We start from the raw sequence: 24,123 nt of genomic DNA, 5'->3' as shown, positions 1-24,123 counted from the left end.
TCGTCCGGGGCTCCGCCCTGGGCCCTATGACAAGGACGCGTCCTTTCGAAAGTCCGGTTCAGCGCGGCGGCAGCACCTGCGCCCGCTTCGCCTCGAGGCTCTGCCAGACGATCAGCGAGGGCAGGCCGAGAACCACGTCGGGAACGCGCTTGGCGAGCGACAAGGCGATGGCGGTGCCCGCATCGAGCCCGAACAGAGCGCCCACCACGACGAAGCCGCCCTCCTGAACGCCGAGCCCGCTCGGCACCGCGAAAGCCGCCGACTTGATCGCCTGGGACAAAGATTCCAGCACCAGAACCTCGGTCAGGCTCACCTCGACCCCGATGCAGGCGAGCACGATCCAGATCTCGGCCGCACCGAGTCCCCAGGCCACGGCGTGCAGGGCGACCGACTGGGCGATGCGCCCGCGCCGGTCTCGCGCCCAGACCGCATCGAGAGCTTCCTGCACCGAGAGGATGCCGGCGGCGTCTCCCTCCGGCTTCGCCCCCTCCGGGGCCGCCGAGCGCAGGAAGCGACGGCCGAGGCCGGCGAGGCGCCGCTCGAGACCGCGCGCCACGCCGAGCGTCTGCAGGGCGAAGAAGGCGGCGACCGCCGCCACCGCCACGACGGCGGCCTGCGTCGTCCACCACGCGAGCGCGGCGGCGGCCTCCCCCGGCAGCCGCCAGAGCAGGGCGGCGCCGAGCCCGGTGAAGGCCACCTGCGTCGCGACCTGGATCAGCATGTCGGCGAGGAGCGAGGCCGCCGCGAGGCTGCCCGCGACGCCCCAGAAGGTCAGCAGGCGCCCGCCCACGACTTCGCCGCCCACCGAGGCGACCGGCAGCAGCACGTTCACGCCCTCGCGCACGAAGCGCAGGATCACGAAGGCGCCGGTCTCGACTGGAGGCTCGGCCGGGGCGCCCGTCCGGGAGCGGCCGGAGGGCGGAAGGCCGGCCAGCACGCTCGCCCAGGCGAGCCCGCACAGGAGCACGATGACGACCCGCACCCCGACGATGGCGGCAAGACCCGCCGCACCGATCCGCCCGAAGGCCGCACCGATCGCCGCGAGGTCGTTGGTGGCGACGAGCCACACGCCCAGCCCCAGTCCGACCAGGGTGCCGACGAGCGGCAACCGGCGCAGCAGCCCGCGCAGGAGGCGCTGCGGCAGCGATGGTTCGGCGGGGCGCCGATCGTGGCGCAGGTCGCCGGGCTCCTGACACCGCTCCTCGCGGCGAGCGGGTGACTCAGCCATTCCCCGCTCCATCGGCCGGCACCTCGGGACTCGCTTCGATCGACGCCGGCAAGGGCGCGAGGACGAGGCCCCCAGCGGCGAGGTCTTCGAGCGCCGGATCGACGAGGATGACGCGGCGGTGGGCCAGGGAATCCGGCGTGGCCAGCGTCAGCATCCGCTTGGGACAGGGCCCGAGGCAGCCCGTCTCCACGAGGCGGACCTTGCCGGCACGCTTCGCGGAACCGTCGCCGCGCGCCTCCTGCTTGAGCGCTCGCTTGACGGCACGGCCGATCTGCTTGCGGGCCACGCCCTGGCGCTTGGCACATTTGCGGCAGACCAGCACGAGATCCGAGAAGCCCGCCTTGGCCGTCTTGGGCCCTGTCATTTTGGCCCTCGTCGCCTCGCTCCGTACCGTCTCGCCCTGGGTCTCGCGGGCCGCCCCGCCCGGATCCTGCCGCCCTGCCACATGCCCTCCCGTCCGGCCTGCTCGATTCGGGCCGTGCCCCGATGTCCGGGGCGGTATCGCAGCCCCCCCGCCCGAGGCGCAATCCCGGCGGATCGCCGCGCCTTAAAAAGGGCCGAAAAGAACGTGACCTGAACCACCAGACAGGATGCTGCCCGAGCTTGCCGAAAAGCCTTGCCCGTGCGTATCGCGGGGGGCGGGCGCGAGGCATTTCGTGCGGGCGCGCTCCGGCCGTGGATCCGTGAGGACCCCCATTCGATGAGTTCCGACGACGAGGTCAAGCAGGCGACCCGAGTCCGGCCGAGCCCGAGCGTCCAGTCGCTCATGGAGCTCGCCCGGCGCTCCGTGCCGGACCTGCGGCGCAACGCCGAGACGATCGAGCCGGTCGCGCCCGGCCGGGGCCGGTCTCTCGGCACAGCCCTGGTCGATCGGGCGCGGCGCGGTCTCGAATGGACCCGGCTGCCCGGCCTGCGGCCGCGGGAAGCGCGTCCGCCCGAGCGGATGGTCAAGCGCCTGTTCCGCAGCTACGCCCTGTTCGCGCTGCTGCCGACCGCGGTGGTCGGGCTCTACGTCTTCGTGATCGCCTCGCCGCAATACATCGTCGAGTCGCAGTTCGCCGTGCGCGGCAACGTCGAGCCGATGGCGAGCGCCGAACTCGGCCTGCACACCGACCTGATCCAGAAGCACAACAGCCAGGACAGCTTCATCCTGCGCGACTACATCGGCAGCCGGCCGATGGTGGAAGCCATCGACGCCAAGCTCGGCCTCGCGAAGATGTTCTCGGAAGACGGGATCGACTTCTGGGCCCGCTACGACGAGAGCCAGCCGGTCGAGAAGCTGGTGCGCTACTGGCGCCGGCACGTGATTCCGCAGATCGATGCGATCTCCGGCGTGATCCACCTGAAGGTGCGCGCCTTCAAGCCCGAGGATGCGGTCGCGATCTCGCAGGAGGTGATCACCCGCTCCGAGACCCTGGTCAACGGCATCTCGCGCCGGGCCCAGGAGGACATGATCACCAACGCGAAGAAGGAGGTCGAGCAGACCGCCGAGCGGCTCAAGCAAGCGCGGTTCGCCCTGCAGGAATTCCGCAACCGCTGGGGCATCATCGACCCGGTGAAATCGGCCGAGGCCGCCGTGACCACGATCGAACTCCTACGCAAGGACAAGATCAAGGCGGAGAACGACCTGCGCGTCCTGCGCGACTCCAAGCTCGACGAGAAGAGCCGCGGCATCCAGGTGCTCGTGGCCACCGTCGGTGCGCTGGATGGCCAGATCAAGGACCTGCAGAGCCGCCTCACCACCGACGGCATCGTCTCGAATTCCGAGCACAACCTCACCCAGGCCCTGCTCGAATACGAGGGCCTGATGGTCGAGCAGACGGTGGCGGAGAAGCTCAACTCCTCGATGCAGCTGATCCTCGATCGCGCCCGGATCGCGGCGGCCAAGCAGCAGATCTATCTGGCGACCTTCGTGCCGCCGCTTCTGCCGACCTATTCGGAGTACCCGGCCCCGTTCTACGCCCTGTTCGCGGCCCTGTTCTGCTTTACCGTGCTGTGGAGTTCGGTCTCGCTCGTGACCGCGGCGGTCAACGACAACCGGCTCTGAGCGGCGAACGCGGACGGTTGTCATGGCGGATTTCACCGACCTCATCGCTCGCGCCGTCAGCCCGTCCATGAGCCGGGAGGAGCGCGAGCAGGTCTACACCGTGGTCCGGCAGGCGGTGCAGCGGCTCCAGGAGCGCGAGAGCCTGGCCGGGGACGATCCCCGCATCCTGCTCCAGCGCCATCTGATCGAGGAGACGATCCGCGACGTCGAGTTCGACATCGTCCGCTTCCTCACCCTGCGCAAGATCGAGCAGGCGCGCGCGGCACAGAACGCCGAGTACGAGGCGCAGTTCGCCAAGAAGCGGTGAGGCGCGCGGGCGCGTGGCAGGTGCGCGCCGCAGCCTTCGGCCCCGTCGGATCTCAGCCGTAGGCTGCCACCGCCCGCACCCCGCCGGGCTCGGCCACCTGCAGGCCCGCCTCGACATATTCGTTGAGCTTGTTGCGCAGGGTCCGGATCGAGATGCCGAGGATGCGCGCGGCGTGCGTGCGGTTGCCGAGGCAATGGTCGAGGGTGTCGAGGATCAGGTCGCGTTCGACTTCCGCTACGGTGCGCCCGACGAGACCGCGGGTGGCGGCTTCCGCCGCGCTCGCCGCCCGCTCGACCGGGCCGGAGGCGGCGGGCGCGGCCAGCGACTCGCCCTCCGGGCTCAGGATCGCGTCGGGGCCGATCTCGGATCCCTGCGCCAGCAGCACCGCACGGTGGATCGTGTTCTCCAACTCGCGCACGTTGCCGGGCCAGGGGTTGCGGGCGACGAGCGCCTGCGCCTCGCGGGCCAGCGGCCGCAGCGGCAGGCCGTTCAGCTCCGCATATTTGCGGGCGAAGTGGGCGGTGAGTTCGAGGATGTCGGCCATCCGCTCGCGCAGGGGCGGCAGGCGCAGGTGCACGACGTTGAGGCGGTAGAACAGGTCTTCGCGGAACGTGCCCTTCTTCACCTCCTCGGCGAGGTTGCGGTTGGAGGTGGCGAGCACGCGGATATCGACCTTGACGGGGGCCCCGCCGCCGACCCGGTCGATCACCCGCTCCTGCAGTGCGCGCAGCAGCTTGGATTGTAGCCGCACGTCCATCTCGGAGATTTCGTCGAGGAGCAGCGTGCCGCCGTTGGCCTCCTCGAACCGGCCGATGCGCCGGGCGATCGCGCCGGTGAAGGCGCCCTTCTCGTGGCCGAACAGCTCGGATTCGAGCAGGGCATCGGGAATCGCCGCGCAATTGACCGAGACGAACGGGCGGTTTCCCCGGTTCGACTTGGCGTGGACGTGGCGGGCGAGCACCTCCTTGCCGGTGCCGCTCTCGCCGGTGATGAGCACCGAAGCCTCCGAGCGCGCGACCTGCTCGGCCAGCCGCACCACGCGCTCCATCGACGGATCGCGCCAGACGAAGCTGCGGGCATCCGCCGCCACGGCCTCCAGGACGGCCGCGATCATGTCCGGATCGGGGGGGAGGGGGATGTACTCCTTGGCGCCGGCCTGGATCGCGGCCACCGCGGCGCGCGCGTCGGAGGCGATGCCACAGGCCACCACCGGCGTGCGGATGCGCTCGTCGGAGAGCGCCTGAACCATCCGGCGGATGTCGAGGCCGACATCGACCATGACGAGGTCACCGCCCTTGGCGCGCAGGGCCGCGAGCCCCTGGTCGATCCCGTCCGCGTGGGTGACCGAGGCCCCCCGGTTCATGGCGATCTTCGAGGCGGTGACGAGTTCGCCCGAGAGCCGTCCGACGATGAGCAGCCGCATGGCGTGGTACCTCCGACAATTCTTCCGATTCAGATGGCCCGCTCGGCCTGCGATGATCCCTCATCGCAGGCCGCCCCCGCGACGGCGGGGCGGCGGCCATCCGCCGGACGTGCCGATCCCGGCCGCAGGCCGGGATCGGCACACCCAAGGATCAGTGATCGTTCTTGATGATCTCGGTCATGGTCACGCCGAGGCGCTCATCGACCAGCACGACCTCGCCGCGGGCGACGAGGCGGTTGTTGACGAACACGTCGATCGCCTCGCCGACCTTGCGGTCGAGTTCGAGCACGGCGCCGGGGCCGAGCCGCAGCAGGTCGCCGATCGGCATGCGCGAGGAGCCCAGCACCGCCGAGACCACCACGGGCACGTCGAAGACCTGTTCGAGGTCCGCTGCGCTCTTCGGAGACGTCGGCGCGTCGCGCACGGAGCCGGGGCCGCCCTCGTCGTAGGGCAGGTCGCCCTCGTTGAGCTGGGGCAGGCTGAAATCGTCGCTCGACATCGGGCTCAGGCCTCCGCGCTGGCGAAGTTGGGAGAGAGGGCGGACTCAACGGCGGCCTCGATGCGGGCGCGCTCGCGCACGACGCCGCCATCGGCCCATTCGAGCCGGGCGTCGCCCGGTGCCATGTCGGGCTCGCCCAGCACCACGAGGCGGCCCTCGAAGCCGTGCTCGCGGGAGAGACGCTTCATCAGCGTTTCGGCGTCATCGACCAGCGCCTCGTTCACCCGCAGGACGAGATGGGGCACGCCGCGCAGGTGGCGCAGCGCCGAGCGGGCCGCCTCCTCCACCGCCGCGAGCGGGCGCGCGTCGAGGGCCTCGCCCGCGATCCGGCGGGCGAGCGCGTTCGCGAAGGCCAGCGCCTGCGCCTCGCGCTCGCCGTCACGGGCATCGGACTGGTTGAGCAGGCCGGCGGCGGCCAGCCCGACCCGGGTCAGGGCGTCGGCGAGCCGCGCCTGTTCCTGGAGGGCGGCCTCGGCCCGGCCGTCCTGAAGGCCGCGGGCATAGGCCGCCGCCTCCAGCGCCGCGCGCTCGGCTTCGGTCCGGGCGGCGGCCTCCGCATCGGCGGCGGAGGGGCCGCGCGGGCGTCCGAAATCGGTGTCGAACAGGAAGGGGCGGGAGGCGCGCGCGCTCAATAGACCAACTCCTCCTCGCCGCCGTTCTTGGCGATCATGATCTCGCCCTTCTCGGCCAGCTCTTTCGCGAGTTCCGTCATCTTGGCCTGCGCCTCATCGACCTCCTTGAGGCGGATCGGGCCCATCGAGCCCATCTCGTCGGTGAGGTTCTTGGCCGCGCGGGTCGACATCTGGCGCATGAAGAAGGCGCGCACCCGCTCGTCGGCGCCTTTCAGCGCCCGGCACAGGGTGTCGTTGTCGACCTTGCGCATCAGGGTCTGGACCGAGCCCGGATCGAGCTTCAGGAGATCCTCGAAGGTGAACATGAGCTGGCGGATCTTCTTGGCCGAGCCGCGGTTGGCCTGATCGATCGCCGCGAGGAAGCGGGTCTCGGTCTGCCGGTCGAAGGCGTTGAACACCTCGGCCATGAGTTCGTGCGCGTCGCGCCGCGTCGTCTGGGCGATGGTCGAGACGAACTCGGTGCGCAGGGTCTCCTCGATGTGGCGCAGGGCCTCCTTCTGCACCGTCTCCATGCGCAGCATCCGGTTGAGCACGTCGATGGCGAACTCCTCCGGCAGGATCGTGAGCACCTTGGCGGCGTAGTCGGCCCGCACCTTCGAGAGCACGACGGCCACCGTCTGCGGGTACTCGTTGCGCAGGAAGTTCGCGAGGATCTCGGGATCGATCTGGGTCAGGCTCGCCCAGACGCGCTTTCCGCTCGCGCCCTTGATCTCCGCCATGATCGAGGAGACCTGCTCAGGGGGGAAGATCTTGAGCAGGAGCGACTCGGTGCGCTCGAAGTTCGAGGTGATGCCGCCGCCCGAGGACAGGCGCGAGACGAAATCGACGATCAGCCGCTCGACGGTGGCGGCCTCCAGCGAGCCGAGCTGCACCATGGCGTGGCTGACGAGCTTGATCTCGTCCTCGTCGAGGCGCTGCCAGATCGGCGCGCCCTCCTCCTCGCCGAGCAGAAGCAGCAGCGCGGCAGCGCGCTGCGGGCCCGGCATCTCGGCGAAGGCCTTCGAGGCGTCGAGGCTCTCCATGGCAGCGTTGAAGTTTACGCCCGCGGACACGAACCCTCTCCTCTCTCCCGGCTATGGCTGGTCTCGGCGCGCATCAGGAATCGTGGATCCAGTTGCGGAGCACCTCGACGGTCTCGGTCGGGCTCGCCCGCACCATGTCGACCACGCGCTCCACCGTCTCGGCCTGGATCTGGCCGTTGATTTTCGCCGATTCGAGGAACCGGTTGGTGCTGTTCTCGCGCACCGCGAGCTCGACCGGCCCCTCGCCGCCCGTCGCGCCGGCCAGCGCCAGCGCGCCGGCCGGGCCGGCCAGCGCCGCCACCGGCGCCTCCGATTCGAGCACGCGGCGCAGGAGCGGGCGCACCACCGCCATCAGCACGACCAGGGTGAGCAGGCTCAGGACCGTGAGCTCGACGAGGCGCATCACGTCCTCCTTGCTCGGGCTGAGGAACGACTGGATCAGGCCCGGCTCGGCGAATTCGGGAGCGGTGGGCGTCTCGGCGAAGCGCAGGTTGACCACCTCGACCTGATCGCCGCGGGCCTTGTCGTAGCCGACCGCGGTGCGCACCAGCGCGGTGATGCGCGCGATCTCGGCGTCGGAGCGGGGCTGGTAGGCGGTCTTGCCGTCGGCGCCGGGGGCGTAGACACCGTCGACCAGCACCGCCACCGAGAGCCGCTTGAGGCGGCCGCCCTCCAGGGTCTCGACCTTGGTGACGCGGGAGATCTCGTAGTTCGTGACCTCCTCGTTCTTCTGCGAGGAATCCTTCTGCTGCGGCTGGGCCTGAGTCTGGTTGGCGCCGGGCAGCTCGTTACCGATGGTCGCCTGCCCCTCGGTCCCGCCGGTGAGGGAGTTCTCGGAGCGGGTCTGGGTGGAACGGACCACGCGGCTCTCGGGGTCGAAGCTTTCCGAGCGGCTCTCGACCCGGTTGAGGTCGAGTTCGGCGGTGACCTGGACCCGGGCGCGGCCCTGGCCGACGATGCCGGCCACGATCTCCTCGATCTGCGAGCGCATCCGCCGCTCGATGCCCGTCTGCCGCTCCTCCAGGGCGCCGGCCCCGTCCTTCTCCGCACCGCGGGCGCCGTCGGCCAGCAGCCGGCCGCGCTCGTCGACGATCGAGACCCGCTCGGGCTTCAGGCCCTCGACCGCGGAGGCCGCGAGATGCCGGATCGCCCGCACCTGGCTCGGATCGAGATCGCCCATCAGCTTGACCACGATGGCGGCCGAGGGCGCTTCGCGGTCGCGCTCGAACAGGCGGCGCTCGGGGATGACGAGGTGGACGCGGGCCGCCTGGACCCGGCCGATGGCGCGGATCGAGCGGGCGAGCTCGCCCTCCATCGCCCGCAGGTGGTTCACGTTCTGGACGAAGCTCGTCGAGGAGAAGGCGTCGCCCTTGTCGAAGATCTCGTAGCCGATGCCGCCTTGCGCCGGCAGGCCCTTGCCGGCGAAGTCCATCCGCAGCTTGGCCAGATCGGCGCGGGGGGCGAGCACGGTCTGACCCATGTCGCCCTTGGTCTCGTAGGTGATGCCGCGGGCGTCGAGCTCGCGGATCACGGCCGAGGAATCCTGCATCGACAGGTCGGAGAACAGCACGCCCATATCGGGCCGCGAGACCCGCAGGATCACGAAGGCGAAGAAGCCGACCAGCGTCAGCGTCACGGCCGCCATCGCGGCGATGCGCGCGGGCCCGAGCTTCGTCACCAGATCGAGGATGGGTTTCACGGGCCGGCACGCCTGAGGACAGCGGATGCGGCTGCGAGGGATGCGCGACCGCCCGGCAAGAATTGCCCGGTGCGTGGTTAGCGAGGCGTTAACGCCGAGGCCCTGCCGTTCACGAAGTCGCGGCCGGATCGATCCGCTCGAGGGTGCCGGAAACGACGAGAGCCGCCCCGGTGCTCCGGAGGCGGCTCCTCATGCGTTGCGCGAACAGGCATGCGCAACGGTCGGATCGATGGTGTTAAAAGCTCAGTGGCGGTAATGCTGGATGCGCGTGGTGCGCAGGCCGGCCAGACCGTGCTGGTCGATGGAGTACTGCCAGCTTAGAAATTCTTCCGTGGTCAGCGTGTAGCGCTGGCAGGCCTCCTCCAGGCTGAGCAGGCCGCCGCGGACGGCGGCGACGACCTCGGCCTTGCGGCGGATGACCCAACGGCGGGTGGTGACGGGGGGAAGATCGGCGATCGTCAGGGGGCTGCCGTCGGGCCCAATCACATACTTCACGCGGGGCCGGGGTGTTTCGGTCATGATACGCTCTACACTCGACTGACCTGTCGAGAGGGAAGCTACTTGCGTCCGCTTAAAAGTTCTTGAAGTCGGCCGTTCGAATGCGATTCGTTCGTTGTTAACGGATGTGGACAATTTCGCTTTCCTCGATGCTGCAATGCATCAAGATGCTGGCGCGGAAAGCGTTTTGACGCTCGAGGCCGGGACGCGCGCCGAGCCGATCGTCAGCACTGGTTCAGAGCCGCTGAGGTCGACGCCGTCCACGGTGCCGGTCACCTTGGTATCGACGTTGACCCGCGTGCCCGTCGTATCGAGGGCATCGACGGTGATCGTGTAGCGCCCGTCCTTGGCCGCGAGCCCCGAGGTCGCGGTGCCGTCCCATGCGAAGGATTGCGCGCCGCTCTTCAGCGTCGTGGTCCTCGTGGCCACCACGGAGCCGTCGCTGCCCTTGATCGTGATGACGGCCTTGGCGGCGGGCCGTTCCGGGGTCAGCGTCCAGTTCGCCTTGCCGTCGGCGAGGTCGGTGCTGGCACCGTCCGCCGTGATCGTCCGGCCAATCAGGCCGGAGGCGGAGGAGGCCGAGGCGGCCTTGGAGTTCGTCAGGATCGTATCGAGCGAGGCGTTGGTCTTGAGCTGCTGTTCGACGCCGGCGAACTGCACGAGTTGCTGAGTGAACTGGTTGGTGTCGAGCGGGTCGAGCGGGTTCTGGTTCTTGAGCTGCGTGGTGAGCAGCGTCAGGAACTGCGTGAAGTTGCCCGCGATCGACTTCGTGTCGGTCGTCGAGGCGGCACCGGTGGCGGTGATGCTGGTGCTGCTCGTGATCCCGGAGGCCATGGCGTTCCCTTAGATTCGGATGTCGAGGCCGCTGACGGCACGCAAGCGCCGGAGGGAGGCGGGGTCGAGGGGAGCGGGGAGGGCAGCGGGGCCGTCGTCCCGTCCGCCCGGTCCGCGGTCGGAGCCGCCGCGGGGCGCGGATTCGCCCTCCCGTCCGCCCTGGGATCCCGTCTCGCCGCGAAGGGACAGGTCGATCCCGCCCGCCTCGGCACCGACGTCGAAACCGGCCTGCGCCAGCGCCTGCTGCAGCGAGCCCGCGTCGCGCTGGAGCAGGGCGAGGGTTTCGGGGCGATCCACGACGAGATGCGCCCGCGCCTTGCCGCCCGCCTTGTCGAGATCGAGCGACACGTCGATGCGGCCGAGTTCGACCGGGTCGAGGCGGATCGCGAAGCGGTTCATGCCCGACAGCGAGCGCAGCCCGATCGTCATCGGCACGGCGCCCAGGGGAATCGGCGGCGTCGCGGGCTGAGCCGCTGCTGCCGCGGCGTCCGTGGCTTGGGCCGCCTGCGCTCCCTGCGCGGCGCCGAGACCGCTGTGGCCAGGTGGGGCGAGGGGGGCCGCGGTGCCGGTCGGAGCGGGCGCCGAGGCGGCCCGCGTCCCGTTGAGTGCCGTCTCGAAGCCGGCCGTGCCCGCCGCGGCGGAGGCCGATGCCTCGGACGCGTCGGCTTTGGCGGCCTGTCCGGTTGCCGCCGCTTCGCCGGGCCCGCCCGCGACGGATTCGCCCGCGCCGATGCGGCCCTCGCCCGCAGTCCCACCCGTCGTCGCGGCGGGCTGCGCCGGAGTGGGAGGAGGGGGAGTCGGGGGGGCCGAGAGGAGGGTAAGGGGATCGACGGCGTCCGGTGCCGCCGCATCGGTCTCGTCCCGCGTCTCGTCCTCTGACAGGACGACGGCCCCGGCCTCTTCCGCAGCCACGCCTTCGGCAGCCGCCTCCTGTGCCGCTGCTTTTGCCGCCTCGCCTTCGGTCAGGCCTTCCGGCCGGTGAGCGGTGGAATCGGCGGCGCCCGGCACCCGCGCCGAGGCGGCATCCGTGCCGTCCCGCGCAGGGACCGAGGGGAGCGGCTTGTTGCGGGTGGCGTCGGATGGCGCGCGGCTCTCCGGCGACGCTCCGGCCCGCCCGCCCTCGGCTGCGTCGGCCTTGGCGGTCCTGGTCCTGGCGGCTTCGGTCTTGAGTGCTTCGGTCTTGAGTGCTTCGGATTTGGCGGCCTCAGCCGCGGCGCTCTCGGCTCTTGCTGCCGCCATCCTGTCCGTCCGGCCGGCATCGCTGCGAGCGGACACCGTCTCGTCGCGGCGGGCGGCGGGCCGGATCGGGGCGGCCGGCTTCCGCTCCGCGGCCTCGAGGCTGAAGCGTGGGGTGCCCTCGCTCCCCCGCGCTGCGGACGAGGCGGTCCGCGGAACCTGCCTGAACCACACCTCCGCCAGATCTGCGCGCGAAACCACGATGCCGTCCTTATCCTCCGGGGCCGAAGACGCGGGAGGGCACAGCAAGCGGCGCGCCACCGGAGCGTTTTCTCCAAGTCTCTGGTATTGATCGGGAAAATTTGAAGGCGAAGGCGCCGCCGCGCCCCGGCCCGGTCGGATCTGCCGTCCTCCCGGCAGGATTTGCCGGCCCCGCGCGGGAGCGCCGCGAGCCCTCGGCCCGCTCTCATCCGCACCATCCCTGGAAACTCCGGATCGGGATCGCTATAGACATCCGCACGATGCGCCCGGCCCCCGCCGGCCGGCGCATGCCCGAAGGCTCCGCCAATGGCCGGCAACCGGCCCGCATCACCGGCCATGAACTCGCTGGATCTCCCGAAGCCCCCGCACGAGACGCGCGTCGTCGTCGCCATGTCGGGCGGCGTCGATTCGTCGGTGGTCGCCGGGCTGTTGAAGCGCGAGGGCTACGACGTCGTCGGCGTCACGCTCCAGCTCTACGATCACGGCGCGGCGACCCATCGCAAGGGCGCCTGCTGCGCCGGCCGCGACATCCACGATGCGCGGGCGGTGGCCGAGACGCTCGGCATTCCGCATTACGTCCTCGATTACGAGGACCGCTTCCGCGAATCGGTGATCGATCGCTTCGCCGAGAGCTACCTCTCGGGCGAGACGCCGATTCCCTGCGTCGAGTGCAACCGCTCGGTCAAGTTCCGCGACCTGCTCGGGATGGCGCGCGACCTCGGCGCCGAGGCGCTGGCGACCGGCCACTACGTGGCGAGCCGGGCGCGGCCGGGCGGCGGGAGGGCGCTCTACCGCGCCCTCGATCCGGGCCGCGACCAGAGCTACTTCCTCTACGCCACGACGCCGGAGCAACTCGCCTACCTGCGCTTTCCCTTAGGCGAGCGGCCCAAGGACGAGACCCGCGCGCTGGCCCGCGAACTCGGCCTCGCGGTGGCCGACAAGGCCGACAGCCAGGACATCTGCTTCGTGCCGCAGGGCGGCTACGCCGACATCATCGCCAAGCTCAGGCCCGAGGCGGCCCGGCCCGGCGAGATCGTCGATCTCGACGGCCGCCGGCTTGGGCATCACGAGGGCATCATCCACTACACCGTGGGCCAGCGCCGCGGCCTCAAGCTCTCCGTCGGCGAGCCGCTCTACGTGGTGCGGCTGGAGCCCGAGACCGCCCGCGTCGTGGTCGGGCCCCGCGCGGCGCTCGCCACCCGCCGCATTCGGCTCACCGACTTCAACTGGCTCGGGGACGGCGCGCCGGAAGACATCACCGAGCGCCCCGTAGCGGTGCGCGTCCGCTCGACCCGCGAGCCGCGGCCCGCGCGCCTGTCGTGGAACGCGGCCGAGGCCTGCGCCGAGGTCGAGCTGGTCGCGCCCGAGGACGGCGTCTCGCCGGGCCAGGCTTGCGTGATCTACGCCGATGACGGCCCGCGCGCGCAGGTGCTCGGCGGCGGCACCATCCGGCGCATCGGCGCGTTGCAGGCAGGCGCCGCCGAGGCGGCCTGATGGTGGTTTTTCACGCCGCGCGGATTCAGGTTTTTCTAAACCCTGCAATCGCTTTTCGAGCGATTGTGCCGCTTGTCAGGCGCGAGGAGCGCACGCGGAGCGGCCTCGGCCACGCCGAGGCGTCTCAACGCGTCGTCCCGAAAGGTGGCCGCCGGCTTTCGGGAAGAGACGACGCGAAGTGAAATAGCGAGAGCCAAAGCCGCGGAGGCGGCTGCTGGCGCTTGAGGCCGGAAAGAGGGAAGGGTGACTTTTACATGCTGAGCGAGCGGGCGCCCGAGGCCGGGCCGACCACCGATTTGATGCGCAAGGCCTATGCCCGCTGGGCGCCGGTCTACGACGTCGTCTACGACAAGCTCACCGAGCCGGCCGCTCGCGCCGCCGTCGAGGCGGCGGTCGCTCACGGGCCGCGGGTGCTGGAGGCCGGCGTCGGCACTGGCCTGTCCCTCGGCTACTATCCCCGCGACAGCTTCGTCTGCGGCGTCGATCTCTCCGAGGACATGCTCAAGCGCGCCCGCGGAAAAGTCCGGCGCAAGGGGCTGACCCACGTCAAAGGGCTCCAGGTGATGGACGTGTGCCGCCTCGGTTACGCCGATGCGAGCTTCGACGCGGTGGTAGCGCAGTTCCTTATCACCCTGGTGCCGAACCCGGAGGCCGCGCTCTCCGAATTCCTGCGCGTGGTCCGCCCCGGCGGCGGCATCGTGCTTGCCAACCATTTCGGCCAGTCGAACGGTCCGGTGGCGCGGGTCGAGGAGATCGTCGCGCCGCTCTGCACCAAGATCGGCTGGTCCTCCGACTTCAAGGCGACCCGGATCGAGGCCTGGGCCCGGCGCAACGGCGTCGAGGTCGTCGGTCTCGCGCCGACCTTCCCCGGCGGCTTCTTCAAGATCCTGCGCATGCGCAAGCCGGGCTGAAGGCGAGAACATCATCCCGAAAGGTGGTCGCCGGCTTTCGGAAAAGATGATGGAAACACAAAGCTCTAGAGCATCGTCCCGAAAGGTGGTTGCCGGTTTTCGGAGAAAGACGATGCGCAAACAATCGCGAGCACGCGAACACCGTCCGGCGGAGGCAGGCCGATGACGCCAGGGGGCGGGGAGGGCGGTCGGTCGGATGACCGGCCCAAGGATCGGCCCAAGGATCGGCTGCGTGAGCGGCAGGCCGGGCCCGAGGCATCGGGGGCGCGCCGGCCCTGGCTGCGCTGGCTCCCGCTTCTGGTCCTCGCCGCGCTGTCCGTCGGCATCCTCGCCTCGGGCGGCGCCCACATCCTCGACCTCGATCGATTGTCCGAGTCGCGGGTCTGGCTCCAGTCGCTCATCGCCGAGGACCGGATCCGGGCGATCGCGCTGGCCTGCCTCGTCTATGTCGGCTCGGTGGTGGTCTCGCTGCCCGCCACCCTGGTGCTCACGGTGCTGGCCGGGCTGCTGTTCGGTCCCGTCACCGGAGCCATCATGGCCATCGGCTCGTCGACGACGGGAGCGGCGATCGTGTTCTCGGTCGGGCGCTACGCCGCCGGCGACCTGATCCGGCGCAAGGCCGGGCTTCGGATCGGGCGCTTCGCCGAGGGCTTCCGCCGCGACGGTTTCGGCTACATCCTGATCCTGCGGCTGCTGCCGATTTTTCCCTACTGGATCACCAACATCGCCCCGGCGGCCTTCGGCGTGCGGTTGCGCACCTTCGCGCTGGCCACCCTGCTCGGCCTGACGCCGGGCGCCTTCATCTATGCCGGGCTCGGCGCCGGCCTTGAGGACATGCTGTCCACGCGCGATGCGGCGAAGGCGGCCTGCCTCGCGGCCGGGGGGACGGATTGCTCGAAGGGCATCGATCTGCGCGCGCTGGTGACGCCCGGAATGGTGGCGGCGCTGGCGGCTTTGGCAGGATTTGCTCTTTTGACAGTTTATCTGCGCCGACGGCTTGAGCGGCGGGCGCTTCGCGCATAAGACTTGCGCACAAGCGAATGGCGCGCGTCACCGGACGGCCGCACAACTTGTGCGGCGTAGGGAGGCCGGCAAAAGAGCGCGCCATGCGGATTGCGATTGGACGACACAACGACGGGTGACGCTTGAAACGGCCCCGCCTTCCGTTTCCTGGCCGGCCATCAGAGCCGGTGGACGCGACTCAGAATGATCCGGCGGCAAAAGCTGCCCTGCTCTGGCATATCGAGGCACCGGCTGGCAGGCCGCCGTTGCGTGCGCGCGCCTTCGCGTGGCTCGGGCGGCTCGGGCTGTCGGGCCGTCTGTTCCTGCTGACGGTCGCTTTCGTCGTCCTGGCCGAGATCCTGATCTACGTCCCGGCGGTGGCGACCTACCGGCTCTCGCGGCTTTCCGACCGGGTCGCGGCGGCGCGCGTCGCCGCCCTCGTGCTGAACGCCGCGCCCGAGGGACAGGTCCCCGAAGAGACCGCCCGGCGCCTCCTGATGGGCGTGGGCGCTCGCGCCATTGCCGTGCGGGTCGGCGATACGTGGCGCTATCTCACCGACGGGCCGGCGCCGACCGCCGTCGCCGAGACGGTCGATCTGCGCGAGCGCGGCCTGACGGGCTCGGTCGGCGGCGCCTTTCGGACGCTGTTCCTTCCCACCGAGGCGCCGATCCGGGCGATCGGGCCGGGGCAGGACGGGTTCGACGCGGTCGAGGTTCTGCTCGATGAGGGGCCTCTGCGGGCGGCTCTGGCCGATTTCTCGCTCCGGCTGCTCGTGGCCTGCCTCATCATCGCGGTGCTGGCGGCCGGGCTCGTCTTCTTCGTGCTCCAGCGGGCGATCGTGCGGCCGGTGGTCCGGCTCGCCCGCGACATCGCCGCCTTCGCCGACGACCCCGAGCGGACCGATCGTGTGGAACGGTCTTCGGGGCGCACCGACGAGATCGGGCAGGCGGAGAACGCGCTCGCCCGGATGCAGGTGGCACTCGGCGGCGAGCTGCGCCAGCGGCGGCGGCTGGCCGAACTCGGCCTCTCGGTGAGCAAGATCAACCACGAGCTGCGCAACCTGCTCACCACCGCCCAGCTTCTCGGCGACCGCCTGGAGAGCGTCTCCGACCCTCTGGTGCAGCGCGTTGCGCCGCGCCTCGTCGAGACCCTCGACCGGGCGATCCGCTTCTGCGAGGCGACCCTCGCCTACGGCCGTGCCACGGAGCCGAACCCGCAGCGGCGCATGGTGGCGCTCGCGCCTCTGCTCGAGGAATTGACCGACCTTGCCGACCTGATGCCGGCCGCCCAGCTCCGGGTCGAGACCCGCGCGGCGCCGGATCTGGAGATCGACGTCGATCCCGAGCAGCTCCTGCGGGCGCTGACCAATCTCGTGCGCAACGCGGTTCAGGCTCATGCGGCGGCCAAGACCGCGGACGGCACCGTGCTGATCGAGGGCATCCGCAATGGACCGCCCGGTGCGGGTTCCGTCACGGTGCTCGTGACCGATAACGGCCCCGGCGTGCCCGAGCGGGCCAAGGTCAACCTGTTCGCCGCCTTCCAGGGCTCGACCCGGGCCGGCGGCACGGGGCTCGGCCTCGCCATCGCCTCGGAACTGGTGCGCCTCAACGGCGGCACCCTTTGCCTCGACGAGACGGCGGGCGGCGCGCGCTTCCGGATCGTCATCCCCGACCGCGCCGCGGGGGCGAAGGCGGCGTGAGGAGGGCCCTCAATGCCCCGCTCCCGCCGGCGCGGCCCCGCGCGGGCGGCGGATCAGCGGCGTGGCGCAGGCCATGCCCAAGAACAGCATGGTGAGGACGAGGAACACGTCCTCGAAGCCCATCACCAGCCCTTGGATCCGCACGGTGTTGTTGAGCGCCTTCAGTGCCATGCCGTTGGCGTCGCCGCCCAACACTTCGAACTGGCGCCGCATGGCGTCGAGCCGCTCCAGCGCCGCGCCGTTGGCCCAGGTGAAGCGCTCGTGCAGGCGCGCGAGGTGGAGGTCCCAGCGGGCATTCAGGATCGTGTTGATGAGGGCGAGCCCCACCGCGCCGCCGAGGTTGCGCGTGAGGTTGAACAGGCCCGAGGCGTTCTTCATCCGCTCCGGCGGCAGGGTGCCGAGCGCGATGTTGTTGATCGGGATCATGCACAGCATCAGCGAGCAGCCGCGCAGCACCTGTGGCCACAGCAACTCGTAGAAGTCCCAGTCCTTGGTGAGCCCGGTGACGATCCAGGTGCCGACGGCGAAGCCCGAAAACCCCACCGCCATCATGACCCGCGGGTCGAGCTTCGCCGAGAGCTTTCCGGCGATCGGCGCGGTGGCGAACATGCACAGGCCTGAGACGAACATCGTTTCGCCGATCTGCAGCGCCGAGTAGCCGCGCACGCGGGCGAGATAGACCGGGTAGAGGTAGGTCAGTCCGTAGAGGCCGATGCCGAGGACAAAGCTCGCCGCGCAGCCGGCGGCGAAGTTGCGGTCGGAGAAGGCGCGCAGATCGACGATCGGCTGGCGCGCGGTGAAGACGCGGGCGAAGAAGGCCAGGCCCGACACGGCGCAGACGATGGCGCAGACGAACACCGCCTCGTCCTGCAGCCAGTCGTGGTTCGGGCCCTCCTCCAGCACATATTCGAGGCAGCCGAGGAAGCTCGCCATGAAGGCAAGGCCGGCCCAGTCGAAGGATTTCAGCAGATCGAAGTTCGGCCGGTCGAAATCGATCAGGAGGAAGGTCGAGACCGTGACGAAGATGCCCGGCACGATGTTGATCAGGAACAGCCAGTGCCAGGAGAACAGGTCGGTGAGGTAACCGCCGATGGTCGGGCCGATGGTCGGCGCCAGCGTGGCCACGAGGCCGATCATCGGCGAGACGATGGAGCGCTTGGAGGGCGGAAAGATCGTGAAGGCCGCGGCGAACACGGTCGGGATCATGCCGCCGCCGATGAAGCCTTGAGCCGCGCGCCAGACGATCATCTCGCCGATCGACGAGGAGGTGGCGCACATCAGGCTCATCAGCGTGAAGCCGCCGGCCGAGATCGAGAACATCCACCGCGTCGAGAGCACCCGCGACAGGGTGCCCGAGAGCGGGATCGAGATCACCTCGGCGATGAGGTAGCTCGTCTGGACCCAGGGGATCTCGTCGCCCGAGGCCGAGAGGCCGGCCTGGATCTCGTTGAGCGAGGCCGAGACGATCTGGATGTCGAGGATCGCCATGAACATCCCGAACACCATGCACAGGAACGCCACCATGCGGCGGCGATCGATGGGCGGGTCGGTGACGGGATCTTTGGCGGTCGCAGCGAGGGTGGCGGCCATGGGGCGCCTCGGTGACGGTTCGAGGTTGCGTTCCACCCCGCGACCTCATCCTGAGGTGCCCGCGAAGCGGGCCTCGAAGGATCCTCCAGGGATCGCGCGGGATCTGGAGGATCCTTCGGGGCCTCCGCCTTCGCTTCGGCACCTCAGGATCGGGGTGTGGACGGGACGCGCGGTTGAGTCGGCCCGGTTCTGCGGGGCGACAAGAAATCTCAGCGCCGGGCGGCGAGCCGCTGCACCGGCGCGTCGGTGCCCTCGCGGGTATCGACCTTGACCACCACCGAGAGGCCGGGGCGCAGCAGGCCCTCGCGGGCGACCGCCTCGGGCACGTGGACGCGCACGGGCAGGCGCTGGACGATCTTGGTGAAGTTGCCGGTGGCGTTGTCGGGCGGCAGCAGGCTGAAGACCGAGCCGGAGGCGGGCGAGAGCGATTCCACCGTGCCGACGATGTCGCGGTCGGGATAGGCGTCCACATGGATGTGGACCTCCTGCCCCGGCCGGACCCGGCCGAGCTGCGTCTCCTTGAAATTCGCATCGACCCGCACGCTCTGCAGCGGCACCAGGGCGGCGATCCGCGAGCCCGGCGCAACGTAGGCGCCGGCCTCCACCGCCTTGTTGCCGACGACGCCGTCGAAGGGCGCGCGGATCACCGCGAAGTCGAGGTCGCGCTGCGCGCGGTCGGCGGCGGTGCGCAGCTCCGCGGCGAGGTTTTCCGCCTCGCGCCCCTGCGCCCGCAGCACCTCGACATTGGCGCGTGCCGCGACGAGGGCGGCCTCGGCCGATTTCACCGCCGCCTCGGTGCGGTCGCGGTCGGCCTTCGCCTGATCCAGGCGGGATTTCGCGACGTAGTCGGCCTGCATCCCCGTGGCGCGGGCGTAATCGGCGCCCGCTCGCACCGCGTCGGCCTTCGCGGCATCGATCTGCGCCGCGCTCTGCAGCACCTGCGCCTGGGCGGCCTCGGCCTGCCGGCCGATCCGGGCGATGGTGCTCTCCTGGGTGGCGAGCTTGTCTTGCGCCGCCTTCAGGGCGAGGCGGTAATCGCCGTCGTCGAGCCGGGCGATCACGTCGCCGCGCTTGACCGCCTGCCCGTTCACCACCGGTACCGCCGCGAGATAGCCCGACACCTTGGCGGCGAGCACCGAGATGTCCGCCTGGACGTAGGCGTCGTCGGTGCTGACGAAGAAGCGCCCGACCGTCCACCAATCCCAGCCGGCATAGGCGCCGCCGCCGAGAGCCGCACAGAGCACGAGCCCCAGCAGCGCGCGCCGCAGCGGACGCCGGGGCTTGGCGGGGGAGGGCGGCACCGGCTCGGCGACGGGGGCAGGGCGCAGGGCCGGGGAACGGCCGGTCTCGGCCCGCTCCGCCTCGGCCGTCTCGAGCGCAGACTCGGCTCGGTCGGAATCTTCACGAAGCGACATGGCTGACATCCCAGACATGCACTGACCGAACCGTTCGGTCACTCGACGGGTCGAGTTGACGCCGCCGTCATTCGGAGGCTAGCTATCACTGACTGAACGGTTCGGTCAATGCGGGCGGGTCAGGGTAAGCGGATCAGGCGATGGCGAGCGCGGCGAGACAGGAGCGGGAGCCGGCGGCTCCGCAGGGAGCCTCCCAGATATCCCCTTCGGGCGAGAGCGAGAAGCGCCGGCAGATTCTGGAGGGCGCGCGGCAGGTCTTCATGGCGTCGGGCTTCGACGGGGCCAGCATGGGCGAGATCGCCAAGGCGGCCAATGTCTCGAAGGGCACGCTCTACGTCTACTTCGACAGCAAGGAGGCGCTGTTCGAGGCGCTGACCACCGAGGCGAAGACAGGGCTGGCCGAGAACCTGTTCCGGCTCGACGAGGACGACCCGGACGTGCGCGCGGTGCTGACGCGGCTCGGCACCAGCTATCTCGCGATGATGGCGCGGCCGGAGCACGTCTCGATCATCCGCATGGTGATCGGCGCCTGCGAGAAATTCCCCCGGTTCGGGCAGGCCTTCTACGAGGCCGGCCCGGCCTGCGGCGTCGGCCGGCTCAAGGCTTATCTCGACGCGCAGGTCGCGGCCGGGCGCCTCGCCGCCGCCGACACCGACCTCGCCGCCAAGCACTTCCTCCAGCTCTGCCAGGCCGGGATGCTGACGCGCCTGCTGTTCAACGCCGGCGAGGCGCCCGGCGAAGCGGAGATCGCTCACCGGGTCGCGGAAGCCGTTCGGGTCTTCTTCGCCGGATACGGGCCGGCTGCAGCGCGGTAATCGCGCTCACCCCGCGAGCGCGAAGGCGGGATCGTCGGCGAAGTCGCCGCCGGTCAGGATCGCCTGTTCCAGACCGCCGGCCGCCGGCAGCAGGTTCTCGGCGAAGAAGCGGGCGAGCGCGATGCGCGCGGCCTGGGCCGGATCGGTCTCGCCCGCTTTGAGCGCGGCGCTCGCGGCGAGGCCGGCGGTCGCGAGGCAGGCCGCGCCCTGCACGAGACCGAACAGGCGCAGATACGGCGTCGCGCCGGGCAGCGCGTCCTGCGGCCGGTTCGAGGCCAGCGCCTTCAGCAGGAAGCTCGTCGCCCGGTCGAGGCTGCCGATGCCCTCGCGAAGCCGCGGCGCGGCGAGGCCGAAGCCGGGCGCGCCGTCCTTCAGGAGCCCTTCCGCCACCCGCCGCATCGCGGCGATCTGGGCACCGACCGTGGTGCCCCCAGCGAGCGGCAGCTTTCGGGTGACGAGGTCGATCGCCTGGATGCCGTTGGTGCCCTCGTAGATGCCGAGGATGCGCGCATCCCGCATGAGCTGTGCCGCGCCGGTCTCCTCGACGAAGCCCATGCCGCCATGGATCTGGACGCCCAGCGAGGTCACCTCGTTGGCGATGTCGGTGGAGAAGGCCTTGGCCACCGGCGTCAGCAGGGAGGCGCGGTCATGTGCCGCCTTGCCCTCGGGGCCGTGCGCCGCGTCGAGGGCTTGCGCGGTGAGGTAACAAATGCCGCGCGCCGCCGCCGTGTAGGCTTTCATGGTCAAAAGCATGCGCTGGATGTCGGCATGCGCGACGATGGCGCTGACCGGCTCGGGCGAGCCCGGCGCCCGGCCCTGGCGGCGCTCGCGGGCATAGCCGAGGGCCTTCTGATAGGCCGCTTCCGCCACGCCCACGCCCTGCAGGCCGACATTGAGCCGGGCCGAGTTCATCATCGTGAACATGCAGGCCAGCCCCCGGTTCTCCTCGCCGATCAGCCAGCCGGTCGCGCCGCCGGCGTCACCGAAGGCCATGGAGCAGGTGGGCGAGGCGTGGATGCCGAGCTTGTGCTCGATGCCCGAACAGCGCAGGTCGTTGCGGCGCCCGTCCGGCAGCACCTTCGGCACGAGGAACAGCGAGATGCCGCGGGTGCCGGCCGGCGCGTCCTTCAGCCGGGCCAGCACGAGGTGGCAGATGTTGTCGGCAAGGTCGTGCTCGCCGTAGGTGATGTAGATCTTGGCGCCCGTGATCCGGTAGCTGCCGTCGCTGTTGGGCTCGGCCCGTGTGCGCAGGGCGGAGAGGTCCGAGCCCGCCTGCGGCTCGGTCAGGTTCATGGTCGCGGTCCACTCGCCCGAGATGAGCTTCTCGAGATAGCGGCCCTTCAGGTCGTCGGAGCCGTGGGCGGCCAGCGCCTCGATGCCGCCGGCGGTGAGCAGGGGGCAGAGGCCGAAGGCGAGGTTGGCGCCGTTCCACATCTCGGTGCAGGCGGCAGCGATCAGGTGCGGCAGGCCCTGCCCCCCGTAGTCGGGCGCGGCGAGCACGCCGTTCCAGCCGCCCTCGACGAAGGCGCGGTAGGCCGACACCCAGCCCGGTGCGGTGGTGACGGTCCCGTCCGAGAACAGTGTGCCGTGGCGGTCGCCGATCCGGTTGAGCGGAGCGATGACGTTGCTGGCGAACCGGCCCGCCTCTTCGAGGATGGCGAGCGCGTCGTCGGGGCCGATCTCGGCCCCGCTATGCGCCAGCACGGCGTCGAGCCCCGCGACGTGGCGGAGCGTGAAGGCCATCTCCTCGACGGGCGCACGATAGCTCATGACCGGTTCACCGCTCCTCCCGCCGCGCGTCGAGGGGGCGGCGATCCCGTTTGACGGCTTGCGGCTGAAGGGTCTACGGCCGGCCGTTCTTCCTCGCATCCACTCCGATATGGACGCCGCACCGTCAACCATTCCTACGCTGCGCCTGGTGGCCGACGCGGACGGCCTCGCGCGGGCGGCCGCTCTGCTCCGGGCGGGGCGTCTCGTCGCCCTGCCGACGGAGACGGTCTACGGGCTCGGGGCCGACGCCACCGACCCGGAGGCGGTGGCCGCGATCTACGCCGCCAAGGGCCGCCCGCGCTTCAACCCGCTGATCGCTCATGTCGCGACGCCCGAGGCTGCGTTGGCCGAGGGCGTGTTCGACGAAGCCGCCCTCCGCCTCGCAAAAACATTCTGGCCGGGGCCGCTGACCCTGGTGGTGCCGGCGGCCCCCGGCGGCTCGGTCTGCGATCTTGCGCGTGCCGGGCTCGACTCCGTGGCGCTGCGCGTACCGGCCCATGCCGCCGCCCGCGCGCTGCTGGAGCGGGTCGGGCGGCCGGTGGCGGCGCCCTCGGCCAACCGCTCGGGACGGGTCAGTCCCACCAGCGCCGAGCACGTGCTGAGCGATCTCGACGGGCGCATCGCGGCGGTGCTCGACGGCGGCGAGTGCCCGGTCGGGGTCGAATCCTCCGTCGTCGACTGCCTCGGCGGGTCGCCCCGGCTGCTGCGCCCCGGCGGGGTGACCCGGCAGGCTCTGGCCGCCGTGCTCGGCTTCGACCCGGAGACGGCCGGCGATCCGGGCTCGCGGCCCGTGGGGCCGGGCCTGCTCGCCTCGCATTACGCCCCGCGGGCCGGCGTACGGCTCGGCGCCGTCCGCATCGAACCGGGTGAGGCGGCGCTTCTGTTCGGCGCCTTCCGCCCCGCCGGCCTGGAGCAGGCCTCGGCCGTGGAATGCCTGAGCGAGCGCGGCTATCCGGCTGAGGCCGCTGCCCGGCTATTCGGGGCCCTGCGCCGGCTCGACGCCTCGGGCGCGCCCGTGATCGCCGTGGCGCCCGTGCCGGAGGACGGCCTCGGCGAGGCGATCAACGACCGCCTGCGCCGGGCGGCGGCTCCGCGCTAGAGCCTTCACCGCCTGCCGCGGCAGGGCTGCTAGGCTCCGCGAACGATCATCCGAAGTAGGTGAGCACCACGAGGCGCAGGCGCGGGATGATCAGAAGCTCTGTCTCCGGCCCGGTCGTGAAGTAGGCGCCCGGCACACGAACGGCTCGGTAGACGGCGTCGGCGTCGAAGTGACGGGCATCGTCCTTCAAGCATCCGAACCCTGCCGCCCAAATGCCGTCACCCATCCACGTGCTCGGCACGGGCGTCTCCTGCCAGGGCTGATAGGTCGCGTAATACTCCTTGGGGCCGTTCTTGTAGCCGCGCCCGATCCGGGCCGATCCCAGAAACGCGAGACCCTGTTTCGTGATCTGGGCAGCCGCCGCGTCGGAGAGCTGAAATGCAGCCCCGCCGCAGCCCTCCCGTCTGACCGGAATGATGAGATCGATCAGGGTCGCATCCGATCCTTGGGCGACCATCGACGTGATGTCGATCTCCGCCGGTATCGAGCGACGATAATGGGCCGCAATCTGCTCGGCGAACGGATCGGTGAAGGTCATGTTGCGCAGGACGATCCACGTCCCCAGCAGGATCGCTCCGTTCAGGATCAAGAGCGCGGCGACGCCACCCAGCGTCCGCAGCAGCCAGCGCATCACCCTGTTCACTCCGCGGGCCTCCGGACTGGCGCGATCCGCCGGAGCCTGCCGACCATGTTTTTCGAGG

At 70.7% G+C, this 24,123-nt stretch carries 22 protein-coding genes; 8 read left to right on the top strand and 14 right to left on the bottom strand.

All coding sequences use genetic code 11. The features are described 5' to 3' along the window. Window positions 1-58: 58 nt before the first annotated feature. Both MFF24_RS09375 and MFF24_RS09370 read right to left on the bottom strand, forming a co-directional pair. A complete protein-coding gene (locus tag MFF24_RS09375) occupies window positions 59-1,228 on the bottom strand; it encodes a lysylphosphatidylglycerol synthase domain-containing protein (RefSeq protein WP_238224182.1) in 1,170 nt (389 codons plus the stop codon). Beyond that, window positions 1,221-1,673 carry a (2Fe-2S) ferredoxin domain-containing protein gene (locus MFF24_RS09370; RefSeq protein WP_373322681.1) on the bottom strand — a complete coding sequence of 151 codons (453 nt, stop codon included), beginning with the start codon at window positions 1,671-1,673 and terminating at the stop codon, window positions 1,221-1,223. The genes MFF24_RS09375 and MFF24_RS09370 overlap by 8 nt, the downstream gene beginning before the upstream one ends. A 255-nt stretch (window positions 1,674-1,928) precedes the next feature. On the opposite strand from MFF24_RS09370, the gene MFF24_RS09365 reads away from it, so the two are divergent. After that, on the top strand, window positions 1,929-3,275 hold the full coding sequence (locus MFF24_RS09365) for a KpsE/RkpR family capsule polysaccharide export protein (RefSeq protein WP_238224178.1): 1,347 nt from the start codon (window positions 1,929-1,931) through the stop codon (window positions 3,273-3,275). A gap of 22 nt (window positions 3,276-3,297) precedes the next feature. Further along, window positions 3,298-3,582: a hypothetical protein gene (locus MFF24_RS09360; RefSeq protein WP_238224171.1), complete on the top strand. Its 285-nt coding sequence runs from the start codon at window positions 3,298-3,300 to the stop codon at window positions 3,580-3,582. 52 nt (window positions 3,583-3,634) lie between these two features. On the opposite strand, the gene flbD is transcribed toward MFF24_RS09360, so the two are convergent. The 8 genes from flbD to MFF24_RS09320 form a co-directional block, all read right to left on the bottom strand. Continuing rightward, complete coding sequence (gene flbD, locus MFF24_RS09355) at window positions 3,635-5,005, bottom strand: sigma-54-dependent transcriptional regulator FlbD (protein ID WP_238224168.1); 1,371 nt, start codon at window positions 5,003-5,005, stop codon at window positions 3,635-3,637. A 151-nt stretch (window positions 5,006-5,156) separates the two neighbouring features. Continuing rightward, a complete protein-coding gene (gene fliN / locus MFF24_RS09350) occupies window positions 5,157-5,504 on the bottom strand; it encodes a flagellar motor switch protein FliN (RefSeq protein WP_108941805.1) in 348 nt (115 codons plus the stop codon). Between the two features lie 5 nt (window positions 5,505-5,509). Beyond that, the gene (locus tag MFF24_RS09345; RefSeq protein ID WP_238224166.1) at window positions 5,510-6,136 is read right to left on the bottom strand and encodes a FliH/SctL family protein; all 627 of its coding nucleotides are present in this window, start codon (window positions 6,134-6,136) and stop codon (window positions 5,510-5,512) included. Continuing rightward, the gene (gene fliG / locus MFF24_RS09340; RefSeq protein ID WP_012255236.1) at window positions 6,133-7,188 is read right to left on the bottom strand and encodes a flagellar motor switch protein FliG; all 1,056 of its coding nucleotides are present in this window, start codon (window positions 7,186-7,188) and stop codon (window positions 6,133-6,135) included. Before fliG ends, MFF24_RS09345 begins: the two co-directional genes overlap by 4 nt. A 43-nt stretch (window positions 7,189-7,231) precedes the next feature. Next, complete coding sequence (gene fliF / locus MFF24_RS09335) at window positions 7,232-8,857, bottom strand: flagellar basal-body MS-ring/collar protein FliF (protein WP_238224164.1); 1,626 nt, start codon at window positions 8,855-8,857, stop codon at window positions 7,232-7,234. Window positions 8,858-9,100: 243 nt separating this feature from the next. Beyond that, entirely contained in the window at window positions 9,101-9,376 is a 276-nt protein-coding gene (gene sciP / locus MFF24_RS09330) for a CtrA inhibitor SciP (protein ID WP_009865968.1), read from the bottom strand. Window positions 9,377-9,517: 141 nt separating this feature from the next. Continuing rightward, window positions 9,518-10,189 (bottom strand): flagellar hook assembly protein FlgD, encoded by a 672-nt coding sequence (locus MFF24_RS09325; protein ID WP_133089164.1) that lies wholly within the window; start codon window positions 10,187-10,189, stop codon window positions 9,518-9,520. A gap of 9 nt (window positions 10,190-10,198) precedes the next feature. Beyond that, on the bottom strand, window positions 10,199-11,626 hold the full coding sequence (locus MFF24_RS09320) for a flagellar hook-length control protein FliK (protein WP_238224162.1): 1,428 nt from the start codon (window positions 11,624-11,626) through the stop codon (window positions 10,199-10,201). Window positions 11,627-11,962: 336 nt separating this feature from the next. On the opposite strand from MFF24_RS09320, the gene mnmA reads away from it, so the two are divergent. The 4 genes from mnmA (at window position 11,963) to MFF24_RS09300 (ending at window position 16,733) form a co-directional block, all read left to right on the top strand. Beyond that, window positions 11,963-13,120 carry a tRNA 2-thiouridine(34) synthase MnmA gene (gene mnmA, locus MFF24_RS09315; protein ID WP_238224160.1) on the top strand — a complete coding sequence of 386 codons (1,158 nt, stop codon included), beginning with the start codon at window positions 11,963-11,965 and terminating at the stop codon, window positions 13,118-13,120. Between the two features lie 254 nt (window positions 13,121-13,374). Beyond that, entirely contained in the window at window positions 13,375-14,031 is a 657-nt protein-coding gene (locus tag MFF24_RS09310; RefSeq protein WP_108941810.1) for a class I SAM-dependent methyltransferase, read from the top strand. Window positions 14,032-14,193: 162 nt separating this feature from the next. Continuing rightward, the gene (locus MFF24_RS09305; RefSeq protein ID WP_238224158.1) at window positions 14,194-15,054 is read left to right on the top strand and encodes a TVP38/TMEM64 family protein; all 861 of its coding nucleotides are present in this window, start codon (window positions 14,194-14,196) and stop codon (window positions 15,052-15,054) included. 122 nt (window positions 15,055-15,176) lie between these two features. Continuing rightward, window positions 15,177-16,733 (top strand): sensor histidine kinase, encoded by a 1,557-nt coding sequence (locus MFF24_RS09300; protein WP_373322680.1) that lies wholly within the window; start codon window positions 15,177-15,179, stop codon window positions 16,731-16,733. A 9-nt stretch (window positions 16,734-16,742) separates the two neighbouring features. On the opposite strand, the gene MFF24_RS09295 is transcribed toward MFF24_RS09300, so the two are convergent. Continuing rightward, window positions 16,743-18,323, bottom strand: coding sequence for a DHA2 family efflux MFS transporter permease subunit (locus MFF24_RS09295; protein WP_238224156.1), 1,581 nt, complete (start codon window positions 18,321-18,323; stop codon window positions 16,743-16,745). 209 nt (window positions 18,324-18,532) lie between these two features. Then, complete coding sequence (locus tag MFF24_RS09290) at window positions 18,533-19,738, bottom strand: HlyD family secretion protein (RefSeq protein ID WP_238224155.1); 1,206 nt, start codon at window positions 19,736-19,738, stop codon at window positions 18,533-18,535. Between the two features lie 140 nt (window positions 19,739-19,878). Here MFF24_RS09290 and MFF24_RS09285 point away from each other — a divergent pair, with 140 nt between their 5' ends. Next, a complete protein-coding gene (locus tag MFF24_RS09285) occupies window positions 19,879-20,553 on the top strand; it encodes a TetR/AcrR family transcriptional regulator (protein WP_238224154.1) in 675 nt (224 codons plus the stop codon). 6 nt (window positions 20,554-20,559) lie between these two features. Here MFF24_RS09285 and MFF24_RS09280 read toward each other — a convergent pair whose 3' ends face one another. After that, window positions 20,560-22,323, bottom strand: a complete 1,764-nt coding sequence (locus tag MFF24_RS09280; RefSeq protein WP_238224153.1) for an acyl-CoA dehydrogenase — start codon at window positions 22,321-22,323, stop codon at window positions 20,560-20,562. Between the two features lie 109 nt (window positions 22,324-22,432). On the opposite strand from MFF24_RS09280, the gene MFF24_RS09275 reads away from it, so the two are divergent. Then, the gene (locus MFF24_RS09275) at window positions 22,433-23,422 is read left to right on the top strand and encodes an L-threonylcarbamoyladenylate synthase (protein WP_238224409.1); all 990 of its coding nucleotides are present in this window, start codon (window positions 22,433-22,435) and stop codon (window positions 23,420-23,422) included. 46 nt (window positions 23,423-23,468) lie between these two features. Here MFF24_RS09275 and MFF24_RS09270 read toward each other — a convergent pair whose 3' ends face one another. Then, window positions 23,469-24,065: a hypothetical protein gene (locus tag MFF24_RS09270; RefSeq protein WP_238224151.1), complete on the bottom strand. Its 597-nt coding sequence runs from the start codon at window positions 24,063-24,065 to the stop codon at window positions 23,469-23,471. Window positions 24,066-24,123: the final 58 nt, after the last annotated feature.

This window comes from Methylorubrum aminovorans (genome assembly GCF_022179725.1).
Classification (GTDB): Bacteria; Pseudomonadota; Alphaproteobacteria; order Rhizobiales; family Beijerinckiaceae; genus Methylobacterium; species Methylobacterium aminovorans.
Note: the sequence above shows the minus strand (reverse complement) of the source record. Positions and strands in the feature narration are given on the sequence as shown.

Excerpts from the sequence above, each read along its gene's own strand:
- MFF24_RS09375 (WP_238224182.1), bottom strand. The coding sequence starts at position 1,228 with ATGGCTGAGTCACCCGCTCGCCGCGAGGAGCGGTGTCAGGAGCCCGGC.
- MFF24_RS09365 (WP_238224178.1), top strand. The coding sequence starts at position 1,929 with ATGAGTTCCGACGACGAGGTCAAGCAGGCGACCCGAGTCCGGCCGAGC.
- MFF24_RS09360 (WP_238224171.1), top strand. The coding sequence starts at position 3,298 with ATGGCGGATTTCACCGACCTCATCGCTCGCGCCGTCAGCCCGTCCATG.
- flbD (WP_238224168.1), bottom strand. The coding sequence starts at position 5,005 with ATGCGGCTGCTCATCGTCGGACGGCTCTCGGGCGAACTCGTCACCGCC.
- fliN (WP_108941805.1), bottom strand. The coding sequence starts at position 5,504 with ATGTCGAGCGACGATTTCAGCCTGCCCCAGCTCAACGAGGGCGACCTG.
- sciP (WP_009865968.1), bottom strand. The coding sequence starts at position 9,376 with ATGACCGAAACACCCCGGCCCCGCGTGAAGTATGTGATTGGGCCCGAC.
- MFF24_RS09325 (WP_133089164.1), bottom strand. The coding sequence starts at position 10,189 with ATGGCCTCCGGGATCACGAGCAGCACCAGCATCACCGCCACCGGTGCC.
- mnmA (WP_238224160.1), top strand. The coding sequence starts at position 11,963 with ATGAACTCGCTGGATCTCCCGAAGCCCCCGCACGAGACGCGCGTCGTC.
- MFF24_RS09310 (WP_108941810.1), top strand. The coding sequence starts at position 13,375 with ATGCTGAGCGAGCGGGCGCCCGAGGCCGGGCCGACCACCGATTTGATG.
- MFF24_RS09305 (WP_238224158.1), top strand. The coding sequence starts at position 14,194 with ATGACGCCAGGGGGCGGGGAGGGCGGTCGGTCGGATGACCGGCCCAAG.
- MFF24_RS09295 (WP_238224156.1), bottom strand. The coding sequence starts at position 18,323 with ATGGCCGCCACCCTCGCTGCGACCGCCAAAGATCCCGTCACCGACCCG.
- MFF24_RS09290 (WP_238224155.1), bottom strand. The coding sequence starts at position 19,738 with ATGTCGCTTCGTGAAGATTCCGACCGAGCCGAGTCTGCGCTCGAGACG.
- MFF24_RS09285 (WP_238224154.1), top strand. The coding sequence starts at position 19,879 with ATGGCGAGCGCGGCGAGACAGGAGCGGGAGCCGGCGGCTCCGCAGGGA.
- MFF24_RS09280 (WP_238224153.1), bottom strand. The coding sequence starts at position 22,323 with ATGAGCTATCGTGCGCCCGTCGAGGAGATGGCCTTCACGCTCCGCCAC.
- MFF24_RS09275 (WP_238224409.1), top strand. The coding sequence starts at position 22,433 with ATGGACGCCGCACCGTCAACCATTCCTACGCTGCGCCTGGTGGCCGAC.